General features: G+C 68.5%; 9 protein-coding genes and 4 tRNA genes. 5 read left to right on the forward strand and 8 right to left on the reverse strand.

All coding sequences use genetic code 11. The features are described from left to right. Positions 1-5: 5 nt before the first annotated feature. The 5 genes from QM774_RS04970 to thrS are packed head-to-tail and all read right to left on the reverse strand — an operon-like array spanning position 6 to position 5,356. Positions 6-1,130, reverse strand: coding sequence for a glycosyltransferase family 4 protein (locus QM774_RS04970; protein WP_414974827.1), 1,125 nt, complete (start codon positions 1,128-1,130; stop codon positions 6-8). Beyond that, the gene (locus QM774_RS04975) at positions 1,127-2,041 is read right to left on the reverse strand and encodes a phosphatidylinositol mannoside acyltransferase (protein WP_414974828.1); all 915 of its coding nucleotides are present in this window, start codon (positions 2,039-2,041) and stop codon (positions 1,127-1,129) included. The genes QM774_RS04970 and QM774_RS04975 overlap by 4 nt, the downstream gene beginning before the upstream one ends. After that, positions 2,038-2,667 carry a phosphatidylinositol phosphate synthase gene (pgsA, locus tag QM774_RS04980; RefSeq protein ID WP_414974829.1) on the reverse strand — a complete coding sequence of 210 codons (630 nt, stop codon included), beginning with the start codon at positions 2,665-2,667 and terminating at the stop codon, positions 2,038-2,040. The genes QM774_RS04975 and pgsA overlap by 4 nt, the downstream gene beginning before the upstream one ends. Next, on the reverse strand, positions 2,664-3,266 hold the full coding sequence (locus QM774_RS04985) for an HIT family protein (protein ID WP_414974830.1): 603 nt from the start codon (positions 3,264-3,266) through the stop codon (positions 2,664-2,666). Before QM774_RS04985 ends, pgsA begins: the two co-directional genes overlap by 4 nt. A gap of 8 nt (positions 3,267-3,274) precedes the next feature. Next, positions 3,275-5,356 (reverse strand): threonine--tRNA ligase, encoded by a 2,082-nt coding sequence (gene thrS / locus QM774_RS04990; protein WP_414974831.1) that lies wholly within the window; start codon positions 5,354-5,356, stop codon positions 3,275-3,277. Positions 5,357-5,516: 160 nt separating this feature from the next. Here thrS and QM774_RS04995 point away from each other — a divergent pair, with 160 nt between their 5' ends. Then, on the forward strand, positions 5,517-6,518 hold the full coding sequence (locus QM774_RS04995; protein ID WP_414974832.1) for a hypothetical protein: 1,002 nt from the start codon (positions 5,517-5,519) through the stop codon (positions 6,516-6,518). A 21-nt stretch (positions 6,519-6,539) separates the two neighbouring features. Here the strand turns inward: QM774_RS04995 and QM774_RS05000 are convergent, their stop codons facing one another. The 3 genes from QM774_RS05000 to QM774_RS05010 form a co-directional block, all read right to left on the reverse strand. Continuing rightward, positions 6,540-7,838, reverse strand: a complete 1,299-nt coding sequence (locus tag QM774_RS05000; protein ID WP_414974833.1) for a glycosyltransferase 87 family protein — start codon at positions 7,836-7,838, stop codon at positions 6,540-6,542. A 108-nt stretch (positions 7,839-7,946) separates the two neighbouring features. Then, positions 7,947-10,925 carry a hypothetical protein gene (locus QM774_RS05005; RefSeq protein ID WP_414974834.1) on the reverse strand — a complete coding sequence of 993 codons (2,979 nt, stop codon included), beginning with the start codon at positions 10,923-10,925 and terminating at the stop codon, positions 7,947-7,949. A gap of 256 nt (positions 10,926-11,181) precedes the next feature. After that, a tRNA-Val gene (locus QM774_RS05010) sits at positions 11,182-11,253 on the reverse strand. A 252-nt stretch (positions 11,254-11,505) separates the two neighbouring features. Between QM774_RS05010 and QM774_RS05015 the strand changes: the two genes are divergently transcribed. The 4 genes from QM774_RS05015 to QM774_RS05030 all read left to right on the forward strand — a co-directional run bounded on the left by QM774_RS05015 (position 11,506) and on the right by QM774_RS05030 (position 13,265). Further along, positions 11,506-11,578: transfer RNA gene (locus QM774_RS05015), tRNA-Gly, on the forward strand. 44 nt (positions 11,579-11,622) lie between these two features. Beyond that, positions 11,623-11,696: transfer RNA gene (locus tag QM774_RS05020), tRNA-Cys, on the forward strand. 22 nt (positions 11,697-11,718) lie between these two features. After that, a tRNA-Val gene (locus QM774_RS05025) sits at positions 11,719-11,793 on the forward strand. 119 nt (positions 11,794-11,912) lie between these two features. Further along, on the forward strand, positions 11,913-13,265 hold the full coding sequence (locus QM774_RS05030; protein ID WP_414974835.1) for a hypothetical protein: 1,353 nt from the start codon (positions 11,913-11,915) through the stop codon (positions 13,263-13,265). Positions 13,266-13,281 lie beyond the last annotated feature (16 nt).

A 13,281-nucleotide genomic window follows, 5' to 3' on the forward strand; every position in this document is an offset into this window, starting at 1 on the left:
CCCCCTCAATCCGAGACCACGACCGGGCCGGCGCCCAGCGTGACCGTCTCGTAGACCGTCTGGATCTGGTCGGCGACGCGGGACCAGTCGTAGAGGTCCGCTCGACGGCGGCCGCGTTCGACCAGTGCCGAGCGTTCGGCGTCGTCACCCAGGAGGTCGATCACCGCGTCGGCGAGTGCGGTCGGCGAGCCGGTCTCGACGAGCCGTCCGGCGCTGCCGCCGTCGAGCACCCGGGAGAACGCCACCAGGTCGCTGGCGACCACCGCGGCACCGGCCGCCATCGCTTCGACCAAGACGATGCCGAAGCTCTCGCCGCCCAGGTTCGGCGCCACGTAGACGTCGGCGCTGCGCAGGGCACTCGCTTTGGTGGCGTCGTCGACCATGCCGAGGAACTCGAGATGTCCGGCGAGCGCGCCGGCCCGTCGCTGCAGGGCCTTCTCGTTGCCGCCGCCGACCACCAGCACCCGCACGTCCGGGTAGGACTCGACGATGCGGGGCAGGGCGCGCATCAGGATGTCGATGCCTTTGCGGGGTTCGTCGTAGCGGCCCAGGAAGAGGATGGTGCGGCCGGCCCTCGGATAGCCGTCGAGCGGCTGTGCGTCGGCGAACTGGGCGACGTTGATGCCGTTGGGGATCTCGACGGCGTCGTTGCCGAGCGATTCCATCTGCCAGCGCCGCGCCAGCTCGGAGACGGCGATCTTGCCGGAGATCCGTTCCCGGAATTGGCGCAGCATGCCGTCGAACGCCGACAGCCACAGCGACTTGGTGGTGGCGGTGTGGAACGTGGTGACGATCGGTCCGGTGGCGACCATCAGCGCGAGCATGGACAGGCTGGGGGCGTTCGGCTCGTGGATGTGCAGGACGTCGAACGAGTTGTCGGCGATCCACCGGCGCAGCCGCTGCAGGCCCTTCGGGGAGAAGTTCACCCGCGACACCGATCCGTTGTACGGGATGCCCAGTGCCGGGCCGGCCGAGTCGACGTAGTCCGGCAGTTCGGTCTCCAGTGCGGCCGGCGCCAGTACCCGGACGTCGTGACCTCGGCGGATGAACACCTCGGCGAGTTCGACGACATGTGCTTGCACACCGCCGGGCACGTCGAAGGAGTACGGGCAGATCATGCCGATCTTCACGAGAGCCGCTCCCGCCGCGACCGCGACCAGTCGGCCTCCCACAGCGGCTGGAACATGTGCCAGTCCTGCGGGGCGGTGGCGATACCGGCCTGGTACGCGTCGGCGAGATGCTGGGTGACGGTCTCGACGGTGTCGCCGGGCGCGATCTCGATCTCGCGCAGCCGGATACGCGAGGTCCGCGGGCCGGTGTAGCTCTGGTGCACCGCGAGGAGCACCGCCCCCGTGTCGAGGGCGAGTTTCGCCGGGCCGGCGGGCATCCGGGTCTGTTCGCCGAAGAACGTGACCGGTACACCGTGCCGGGACAGGTCGCGGTCGCCCATCAGGCAGACCAGTCCCCCGTCGCGCAGGCGCTGGTCGAGGGCCTGGAAAGGCGGCTGTTCGCCGCCGGTCAGCGGGAACACCTCGAAGCCGAGGGATTCGCGGTAGGCGACGAACTGTTCGAACAGTGACTCCGGTTCGAGCCGTTCGGCGACCGTCGAGAAGCGGCCGCACCGATCGACCAGCCAGACTCCGCACGTGTCCCAGTTCCCGGAGTGCGGCAGCGCGAACACCACTCCGCGGCCGGCGGCGTAGGACGCATCGACCAGGGCGCCCTCGTCGTCGCTGATCTCGGTGCGCGCCACGATCTGCTTCGGGTCCTCGGACGGCAGCCGGAACGCCTCCCGCCAGTAGCGGGCGTAGGAGCGGACGCCGGCGGCCACCAGGGCGGTCGGCACCTCGTCGGCACTCACGCCGAGGACGCGGGCCAGGTTGCGCCGGAACTGCACCGGTCCGCCGCCGCGATACCCGGCGACGGTGCCGGCGGTGTCGAAGACGCCGCGGGCCACCGGCTCGGGCGCGTAGCGCACCGCCGCCCAGCCGGCCCGGTATCCCAGGTCGGTGAGGGTGCCGCGCAGCCCGTCGACGGTCACGACAACGGATCCCGTGCGCCCGGTGAGGTGTAGATCGACCACATCCGCTGACCGACGGTGAAGACGCTCAGCACGGCCAGCAGCCACATGCCGATCGGCAGTGCGAGCGTCCAGTGCAGCCCCGGGAAGCCGTACAGTCCGGCGGCGGTCAGACCGATGATGAGCCGTTCGGGCCGTTCGATGAGGCCGCCGTCGCCGTTGAGGCCCGCCGCCTCCGCCCGCGATTTCGCGTACGAGATCACCTGCGAGGTGACCAGGACGATCAGCGTCGCCACCAGCAGCAGGCGGTCGTGCAGGTGCATGGCCACCCACCAGGCGAGGGCGCCGAAGATCGCCCCGTCGGCGATGCGGTCGCAGGTGGAGTCGAGGACCGCGCCGAACCGGGTGCCGTAGCCGCGGGCGCGCGCCATCGCGCCGTCGACCATGTCGAGCATGACGAACGCCCAGCACACCAGTGCGCCGGCGAACAGGTAGCCGTTGCCGAACAGCACGATCGCGGCGGCCACGGTGATCACCGTGCCGATGATGGTCATGGCGTCCGGTGTCAGACCGATCCTGAGCAGGAACCGGCCGATCGGGTCGGTCACTGCGGAGACCGCCTGACGGCCTCCCCGGAAGCTGATCATGCGTCTTCTCCCCCGCTCGTTGAGCCTGTCCTGTCGCTCGTTGAGCTTGTCCCGTCGCTCGTTGAGCTTGTCGAAACGTTCACCCAGGCGTCGGCCAGCAGCGTCCGGGTGTCGGACAGCAGTTGCGGGATCACCTTGGTGCCGCCGACCACCGTGATGAAGTTCGCGTCGCCCGTCCAGCGCGGAACGATGTGCTGGTGCAGATGCTCGGACAGCGAGCCGCCGGCGGCCGGCCCCAGGTTGAGGCCGACGTTGAAGGCGTCCGGATTGGACACCGCTTTGATGGTGCGCAGCATCTTCTGGGTGAACGCCATCAGTTCGGCCGACTCGTCCGGGGTGAGCGCCTCCAGGTCCGCGACCTGCCGGTACGGGACGATCATGGTGTGTCCCGGGTTGTACGGGTACAGATTGAGCACGGCGTACACCGTCTCGCCGCGGGCCACGATCAGGCCGTCCTCGTCGGACATCTTCGGGATGTCCAGGAACGGATGCCCGGTCAGCTCCTCACCGTCGGCGGCCTGCTTCGGAGGCTCCGAGTCGGTGATGTAGCTCATCCGATGCGGCGTCCACAGACGCTGCAGCTGGTCGGTTCCGGCCATGACGGACCTCAGCGACGCTTCCGTGCGGCGTCGAGCATCTCCTGCATGGTGTCGGCGGTCGGCGAATCGTTGCGCCGGTCCTCTTCCCACATGTCGATGGCGTTGACGGCCTCGTCGACCGGGACCCCGTTGAGCTGGGTGCCGTCCCGGAAGCGGAAGCTGACCGCGTTCGCCTCCACGTCCCGTTCGCCGGCGAGCAGCATGAACGGCACCTTGGCGGTGGTGTGGTTGCGGATCTTCTTCTGCATGCGGTCGTCCGACAGATCCACTTCGGCGCGCACGCGGCGTCCCTTGAGGCGGCTGATCACCGTCGTCAGGTGCGGCGCGAACGTCTCGGCCACCGGGATACCGACCACCTGGACCGGCGACAGCCAGACCGGGAAGGCACCCGCGTAGTGCTCGGTGAGCACACCGAAGAATCGTTCGATGGAGCCGAACAGGGCACGGTGGATCATCACCGGGCGCTGCTTGCTGCCGTCGGCGGCCGTATAGGTCAGGTCGAAGCGTTCGGGCAGGTTGAAGTCCAGCTGGATGGTCGACATCTGCCAGGTGCGGCCCAGCGCATCCTTGGCCTGCACCGAGATCTTCGGGCCGTAGAAGGCGGCCCCGCCCGGATCGGGCACCAGTTCCAGCCCGGACGATTCGGCGACCTGACGCAGCGTCTCGGTGGCCTCCTCCCAGACGTCGTCGGAGCCGACGTACTTGTCCGGATCCTTCGTCGACAGCTCCAGGTAGAAGTCGTCGAGACCGTAGTCGGACAGAAGCGACAGTACGAACTTGAGCGTGTTGGTCAGCTCCTCGTGCATCTGCTCCTTGGTGCAGTAGATGTGGGCGTCGTCCTGCGTCATGCCGCGCACCCGGGTCAGGCCGTGCACGACGCCCGACTTCTCGTAGCGGTACACCGAGCCGAACTCGAACAACCGGAGCGGCAGCTCACGGTACGACCGGCCGCGGGCCCGGAAGATCAGGTTGTGCATCGGGCAGTTCATCGGCTTGACGTAGTAGTCCTGGCCCGGTTTGCGGATGTCGCCGCCGTCGTCGTATTCGGCGTCGAGGTGCATCGCGGGGAACATGCCGTCGCGGTACCAGTCGAGGTGCCCGGACACCTCGTAGAGCGTGCCCTTGGTGATGTGCGGGGTGTTGACGAACTCGTAGCCCGCCTCCACGTGGCGCTGCCGGGAGTACTCCTCCATCTCGGTGCGGATGATGCCGCCCTTGGGGTGGAACACCGGCAGACCGGAACCGAGTTCGTCGGGGAAGCTGAACAGATCGAGTTCGGCGCCCAGCTTCCGATGGTCGCGCTTCTCCGCCTCGGCCAGCAGCTCCAGGTATTCGTCCATCGCCTCCGGCGACTCCCAGGCGGTGCCGTACACCCGCTGCAGGTCCGCCAGGTTCTGATCGCCGCGCCAGTAGGCGGCCGAGCTGCGGGTCAGCTTGAACGCCGGAATGTACTTGGTGGTGGGCACGTGCGGGCCGCGGCACAGGTCTCCCCAGATGCGTTCGCCGGTGCGCGGGTTCAGGTTGTCGTAGGCGGTGAGTTCACCACCGCCCACCTCCATGATCTCGTCGTCGTCGGCGGCACCCTTGTCGTCGATCAGTTCGAGCTTGAACGGCTCGTTCGCCAGTTCGGCGCGCGCCTCGTCCTTGGACGCGTAGACGCGGCGCGAGAAGCGCTGACCGGACTTGATGATCTTCTTCATCGCCTTCTCGAGGTTCTTCAGATCCTCGGGCGTGAACGGCTCGTCGACGTCGAAGTCGTAGTAGAAGCCGTCCTTGATCGGCGGACCGATGCCCAGCTTGGCGTCGGGGTTCACCTGCTGCACCGCCTGCGCCAGCACATGCGCAGCCGAGTGACGGATCACGCTGCGGCCGTCCTCGCTGTCGGCGGGAACGGGCGTCACGTAGACGTCGACGTCGGGTGCCCACGACAGATCGCGCAGCGTGCCGTCGGCCTCACGCACCACGACGATCGCCTGCGGCCCCTTGTTCGGCAGCTCCAGCTCGCGCATCGCCTCACCCGCGGTAGTGCCCGCCGTGACCCTGATGGTCTCCGGCAGGACTACTCGTTCGGACGCGGCGTTGTCGGGCACGGTTCTGGCTCCTCGTGTGATGGATCGGATGTTCGCGCGGGCCGCCGGAGGGGCGACTCGCGGTCCGAGAGAATCGTATCGGGTCCGCCCATGTCGGCGCGTCGCTGCCTACGATGAGGCTTCACCGGCCGACCGGCCGCAATCCGAAGGGAATCCCCATATGGTCCGTCGTTCCGATGGTGGCGTTCTGGTCGAGGCGTTCGTGGTGATCGCGATCATCACGATCCTCGTCACGCGCTTCTACCTTCACGCCACCGGATACCCGCAGATCGGCGGCGGCACGCTGCACATCGCGCACTCGCTGTTCGGCGGCGCACTGCTCGGTATCGCGATGTTCATCATGCTGTCCTTCAACGGCCGTGCCGCCCGCTACGTGTCGACGCTGATCGGCGGCATCGGATTCGGCCTGTTCCTCGACGAGGTCGGCAAGTTCGTCACCAAGACCAACGACTACTTCTATGCACCGTCGTTCGCGATCATGTACGTGGTCCTGGTGCTGCTGCTGCTCGCCAATCACGTGGTCGAGGATCTGCGCGAGGTGACCGCCACGACCGCACTGGTCGACGGCTCGTCGACCGCGACGGACGCGCTGGCGGCCGGCATCACCGACACCGACCGTGCCCGCGTGCTGAGCACCCTGAAGAAGGCCAAGGCCAGCGGAGCCCACCCGGACGCGGTGCGCGGCATCTCGACGGCGCTGGATGCGGCGAAGACCGTGAAGCCGAATCCGCTTCAGCGGCTGTTCGCCGCCTTCGACCGGGTCGAGGACGCCGGCGCCGACGTGGTCGGCTTCAAGGTCACCCTGGTGGTCGCGATCCTGCTGGCCGCGTTCAACGTGTCCGGTCTGGTCAGCGCCATCCATTCGGTGACCGGCCTGCACGAGGGCGGCGTCGCGCACTACGGCCAGCTGTGCGGTTCGGCTGTCGCCTCGATTCTGAGCATCCTCGGTGTGATCGGCCTGATCACGCGGCGCGGCGGTCTGTGGCCGCTGCGCTTCCTGCGGACCGCGGCACTGGTCACCATGCTGCTGACCCAGGTGTTCAACTTCGTGGAGGAGCAGCTCGGCGCGCTCATCAACGTCGGTGTCGGTTTGATCGCGCTGGCCGTGTTCGCCTACCGCCTGCACGTGCTGGAGGGTGAGCGGGACGTCGTCCCCGACTGACCCGTCACGATCATCGAGCCGTCAGGCCGCCGCGACCTCGTCGCCGGCGGCCTGACGCGTCTGCGCCGTCCGTCCCCGTGTCCACCACAGGGTGAGTGCGATCGTGACGATCAGGACCAGCGGGTAGGCACCCGAGGTGACCACGGTGAGTACGCCGCTCCATCCGTGCGGGTGGGGCGTCCAGAACCGGATGTAGGAACCGAACCGGGTCTTGTCCGGGAACACCTGCACCCACGAATAGGCGAGCAGCATCAGGGCCAGAGGCGCCAGCCACCACAGCCAGGTGAGCGGTCGCGCGCGCCGGGTCGCGTCGACGGCCTGCACGATCCCGACGAGCAGCAGCGGAGCCAGCCACACCCAGTGGTGCTGCCAGGCGAACGGCCCGACACCGCACGAGGCCATGCCGACGATGCTGATCGCCAGCAGTTCGGCACCGGCCCGGTGCGCCCGCAGCGCCGCCCACAACGCGGACAGTGCGACGACCGTGCTGACCGGGAGCCAGATCCAGTTCGGTGATCTCCACACCCCGGTGGAACGCAGCCGGTCGAAGAAGCCGTTGATCGATTGATTCTGCGGCCACGTCTCCGGGCCGATCCGGGACGTCTCGTGCAGCGTGACCGTCCAGTACTCCCAGGCCTCGCCACGCAGCACGATCAATCCGAGGACCACCGTGGCCGCGAACGTGAGCACGGTGACCGCGACCGCACGCCACCGCCGGGTGATCGCCAGGTACAGCACGAAGAACATGGGGGTCAGTTTGATGCCGGCGGCCAGACCGACCCCGATCCCCCGCCAACGGCCCATCGGCAGCGTCAGGCACCCCAGCACCAGCACCCCGAGCACCAGGTTGATCTGGCCCTGCCAGATGGTCGAGTGGATGGGGTCGATGATGGTGGCGCCGACGGAGAACGCGGCGAGCGTGAGCCAGAACCGGCCGTCGCGCCGGAAGTTCAGGGCCCGGAGCGACAGGAAGACGAACAGCACCAGCGCCACCAGGTTGACGACGTGCATCAGTGTTTCCGCGTGCGGAATGCTGAGGAAGGCGAGCGGCACCATCACCAACGCGGCGAACGGCGTGTAGGTGAAGTCCCACACCCGGTAGACGGGGGCGTCGTACAGGGGGCGGTCGTTCCAGACCGCGAATCCTCCGCCGCGGTACACCCGCAGGTCGATGCCGTTGCCGAACAGCCCGTAGGCCTTGTCCCAGATCGGCATCTCGAACAGGTGCCAGTAGACGGCTGCCGCGCCGAGCAGGCATACGACGGCCACCACCCCGGCCGGGATGGTTCGCGGCGTCCGGACGTCGGCGATCTCTGTCATGTCACGGCTGAGGCTACGCGCTGCACCGCACCTGTCCCACAGGGCGCGCGGAGATGTCCGTTCTTGCCTGGAACAGGAGGAATGCGGACTCCGCGAGGTCGATGCGGTTCAGCTCCGGGTCGTCCGCCGGGCACCGAACGGCAGCGCGAGCACCGCGCCCACGACCAGCAGCACGGCACCGGCGACCACCGCGTACAGCGGCAGGGCCGGCGGAATCCCGAGGTAGACGGTGATGCCGAGGATCCGGGACAGACCCCACGGCAGCAGACCCATCTGGTCGTTCCAGGCGGTCAGCACACGCTCGAGTCCGACGGCCGCGACGACCGCCGCCGGAACAGCCAGTCCCGTGCCGGCCGCGGCGAGCACCAGTCCGGTGGCACGACGCCGTCCCCACCGGGCGGCGAGCGCCCAGCCGACGGCGACGAACGTCCAGGCGTACAGCGCGACCGCGACGGTGATGTAGGCGGCCCGGTGCGCCGGCTCGGTCCAGAACGCGAACCAGTACCCACCGGGGCCGGTCCACGACAGTGCGAAGAGAACCAGCACGCAGCGCAGCACCGCGACCCCGCCCACCACCGCGATCACCGTCCACACCGACCGCTTCCGGACGGCGATCAGCACCACGGCGCAGAACACGGCCCACGCGCCGAGAGTCAGGGCGAGGTGCGTCCACGACAGCACCGAGGTCGCCGCTGCGCGCGTGGCCACCAGAAGGACCGCGGGCACCGCGAGGAGCAGGATCCTCTCGTGCCGGCCGAGGGCGCCGGCGGCCTCCTCGGCACGCCACGGGACCAGGGCCGCCGTCAGCGTCGCGCGGGCCGGCCGCACGCGACGCAGCAGTCCGAGGATCAGCCAGACGGCAGCCACGACCAGCAGGATCCGGGCCGCCCAGGCCATCGCGGGGTTGCGGTCGGCCCGCCGCATGCCCAGGTCGGCGGCGGTCAGGTTGTAGGCCGGGTGGTCGACGTCCCCCGAATACCGCTTCAGGTGGTCTGCGGACGACGCGGCGAATGCGGTACGGGCATCGCGCCACGCCTGCTTCTGTGCGGCGGAACCGGTGTCGCGCCAGGCGGCGTCGTGCAGCACCATCGCGCGGTAGTCGGCGAGCATGGTGAGCGTGCTGTGTTCGTAGTCGAGCGCGGAGACGAACGCGGTCCGCATGGCCGGATCCCGCCATGTGGACGGGTCGGTGCCGGCCACGGTGTCCCGCATGTGTGCGACGGTCTGCACGGCCTGGGCGCCGCCGGCGATCGCCTCGTCCAGCCGGTCCCGCGACACCCGGTAGATGACGTCGAGCGCCGCCGAGTCGCCGGTCAGGATGTCCCATTCGAAGATCCACATCATCGGCGGCGGTTCCAGGCCGAGCGCCGACACCCGCTGCTGCGCATACGGCGGGATGTAGAGCCCCTGCTCGATGGCCTGCCGGGATTCGGCCATGGCGTCGGCGATGGACCGTGCCGTCTGCGGGTCGTCGGAGAACCATTCCCGGATCCAGTCGAGGGTCACCTGTGACGGGTCGGCGTCCGGGTTCCGGGCGAGATCCGCGGCGAGGCGCGAGTTCAGGTCGGCGAGCTGCCAGAAGCCGGTCTTGTCGTAGAGGATCATCGGGCCGGCGCGCCAGGGTCCGCCGTCCTGGGTCCACGACCAGATGCCTTCGATGCCGGGGTTGGCGGCGAGGAGTCGTTGCAGGGCCCACCGGTATTGGGCGCCGAGGTCGTCGGGGAACGCTCCCCCGTTCTCGAATTCGCGGCGGCTCTGGAATTCGACGATCCGGCGTTGCCGTCCCTGCAGCAGGGTGTCGTTGAGTGGGAGCCAGCTGTAGAAGTCGCCGAGGGTGTATTTGGTCGAGACGATGAGCGCCGGCGAGTCGATGCCGTCGAGGACCTCGCGATACGAGTCGGGATCGGTGTGCATGTCGCCGACTGCCCCGACGCCGACGCTCCAACTCCGGAAGATCACCTCCCGCCCGGTTCGTTCGGCCTGCCCGGTGAGGGCGGTGAGCATGGCGCGGACGGCGGACGGTGTGGTGACGGCCAGGTCCGAGTAGTAGTCCCAGCCGGGAACGTCGTAGACGCGGCCGGCCTCACCGATCCGGATGAGCACCCCGTCCAGGGCGGGTTCGGCGCGGTACAGCTCATCGAGGCCCCGGCTGTAGACGTCCCACAACGCGGGGTCGGTGGTGTCCAGTGATCCGAAGCGCCGGGTGAGGTATTTCTCGAGCGGGGTGGTCAGGGTGAGCATGTCGGTCCGCAGGTAGACCTTCATGCCGAGTTCCCGGGCCCGGTTCCAGAACCGGCTGAAGGCGTCGCGCAGGGCTGTCGCTTTGGCGATATGCGGGTCGCCGGGCGGATAGACGCCCAGTCCGTCGAAGGTGACGAACTCGATGAAGCCGGGGAACGCGAGCGCGTTGTAGCCCTCGGCGAGGATCCGCCGCAGATAGTGGTCGAAGTCGTCGTAGGCGGCGTCGAGCGCCTTCTGGTCGATGTAGGGCGGGTTCGCGAGAAACACGTCGGCGAACGCTTTGGACGCGTGCGAATAGTCGGTGCCGTCGCGCCATTGCGCCGGATCGGGGGTGACGCCGACGGCCCCCAGGTCGGCCATCCGGAACGGCAGGCGCGAGGTGACGGTCCGTCCGATCAGGGAGGTCACGCCGGTGCGGGCACGGATCGCGTGCGCGAGGTCGTAGACGGCGCGTGCGGCGCCGGCTTCGCCGTCGGCGTCGATGTGCAGGTCCGTCGGAGTTCCCGTCACGCGGTAGGTCTCGTCGTCGCCGGCCGCCGAGCGGTGCACGACGGTCACCTGTCCGGTGCCGGCGGTCGTGGTCGAGTCCTGGGCGGCGGCGAGTTCGTCGCCTGCCACCCGGAGTCGGGGTGAATCGATGTCGCCGGTCAGGTCGAATCGCGGCGAGGACACGGGTGGGCCGACGGTGGTGGCCGGTGCCGGTTCGCCGCCCATGGGTTGTGCGGGTTCGGCACGGATCCCGAGTGCGTCGCCGACGACCGACGCCACACCGGCGCCGAGTGCCAGAAGCAGCACGACGACGATCGCCGCGAGGATCCCGCGGCCGCGCCCCGTCGCCGCTGCCATAGGCGCACTGTATCGAGACACCGGGCCTGACCAGGATCAATCGGGCAACTCCCGACGCTCCCACCAGTTCGGAGACGGATGTGGCCGCTGGATCGGCCGTGCGGCCGGTGCGGATTCACCGGAAGGACCGGATCACCGGCCTCTTGTCGTTCGTCAGAGAATCAGGGTTCATCTGGTGGCGGGTGACGTCCGCCGGGCGGTGAGACGATGAAGAATGCGAAGCGCCCCTTCGAGGGATTCGAAGGGGCGTTCTGCGTGGTCCCGGCTGGGATCGAACCAGCGACCTCCCCGGTGTGAACGGGACGCTCTTCCACTGAGCCACGGGACCGTTGTGCACCACACGCTACTGCGTGTCACACGAGGAAGCAGATTACACATCGATGACCGTGGGGTCCAATCGCTGCCCGTGCGGTGCCGTCGTCGGCGACGGTCCGTTCACCGGCTCCGGTTTCCGACACCGCACCGATCCTGAAACACACGCGTGCAACTCTCTGACCAGCCGATTTGTAAGAGCGCGTTGGAACAGATAATGTTCTGTTCCGCTGGTGAGCGGCAGTCCACAAGACTTGCTCACCTGCATGCGGATGTAGCGCAGCTGGTAGCGCATCACCTTGCCAAGGTGAGGGTCGCGGGTTCGAATCCCGTCATCCGCTCGGAGCGAGCCCGACGGCGATCACGCCGGAGGAACTTCGCACGTGGTGGTGTGGCCGAGTGGTGAGGCAACGGCCTGCAAAGCCGTGCACACGGGTTCGATTCCCGTCGCCACCTCCACTCCCCCCAATTTCATAGACCCGCGCGATTAGCTCAGTGGGAGAGCGCTTCCCTGACACGGAAGAGGTCACAAGTTCAATCCTTGTATCGCGCACCACGAAGACCCGCTGGCAACAGCGGGTCTTCTTGCATCTGCGGGGTGTCCTCTCTCGCCAACGGAACATTTCGGGCGATACTGACCGTCCCATCCCGGTGAGATCGAATGGAGCCGCAACGATGACCGACCTGTCCCGCGATCGCCTCGCGCCGATCCCCGGCGGTGCCGCACTCGCTGCGGGCGTGCTGGCGGTCGTGTTCGGTGCCATCGCCCTGGTCTGGCGTGGATCGATCACCGAACAGTCGGTGATTCCTCTGGTGGCCGCCGGACTCGGTCTCGCCGGCGGGCTCGCGGTCATCGCGGTCTGGGTGCTCGTTCAGCGCGGCATGCTCAGACCCGGGCCGTCGGCGACGGCTGCAGCGCTGACCTTCGCTGCAGTGCTGTCCTTGATCGCGCTCGTCGTGGTCTTCATCAACATTCAGGAGGCCGGATTCCCGCTTCGGAGGCTCGACGCCCACGGCGCCACCATCTTCGGCGCCGGCTCGTTGACCCTCGCCTTCGTCGGCCTTGTCGCGATCCGCATCGGTTTGGCTGAAGGCGGATTCGCGGCCGGCTTTCCGGCCCGGGCCGCCGTGGCCGCGGGCGTCGTCGGTGTGATCGGGGCGGCGGCGACCGTCGTCGGAGCGAACGCCTACTCCGTGCCGCTGAAACCGGACGTCGCCGAACTCACCGGTGATCGGCCGGCCATGCCTGCCACTCTCGGCGACGTCGCTTGGACGATCGAGGCCCCCGACTATGTGTCCGGGATCAGAGCCGCAGGCCCCGCGTTCATCACCTACGGCGCGAAACGTGTCGACTCGTACGACGGACCGACCGGAAAGCGGCGGTGGGCACTCGACCTGAGCAGCCTCCGCGACGGCTCGGTCCAAGGCGCCTCGGTCGACGGCGACATCGCCCACGTCGCCACCGAGTCGACCCTCCTCGACGTCGCCGTCGGCGACGGCACGGTTCGGACCCGCCGCACCGACTCCGAGAACCGTCGGGCGACGGGCACGACCCTGCCGTCCGGCAGCCACGTCGACACGGACGGCACCACGGTGACCATCAGCCGGGAGGGCCAGAAGCCCGACGTCTTCGTCCTGCCGACCGCGAACTCCGACACCACGGTCACGATCTACGGTGACGGCCCCGACGGCTCCGTCGTGATCGGCTCGAGTCACGACCCCCGGCTGTTCGTTCGCTATCCGGGACGCACGTCGACCATCGACATCGATTCGCTGCCGTTGAACGCCATAGACCGGATCACCTATCTGTCCGCAGACGGCCTCTCGCCCGGTGTCGCGGCAACATCCGACCGCCTGCTCCTCGCGACCGCCGGCAGCATCGTCAGCGTCGACCCGACATCCGGCAAAGTCACCGACATCAAGGACGTCTCCGATACCGATGACATCCGGTGGCTCCGCTCGGTCCCCGGCGCCGTCGTCGCTTACGTGGGGAACCGGATCGTCGGCCTCACTCCCGACGGCCGGTAGACGGATTCCGGCGGCG

It is taken from the genome of Gordonia sp. (in: high G+C Gram-positive bacteria) (assembly GCF_047600565.1).
Classification (GTDB): domain Bacteria; phylum Actinomycetota; class Actinomycetes; order Mycobacteriales; family Mycobacteriaceae; genus Gordonia.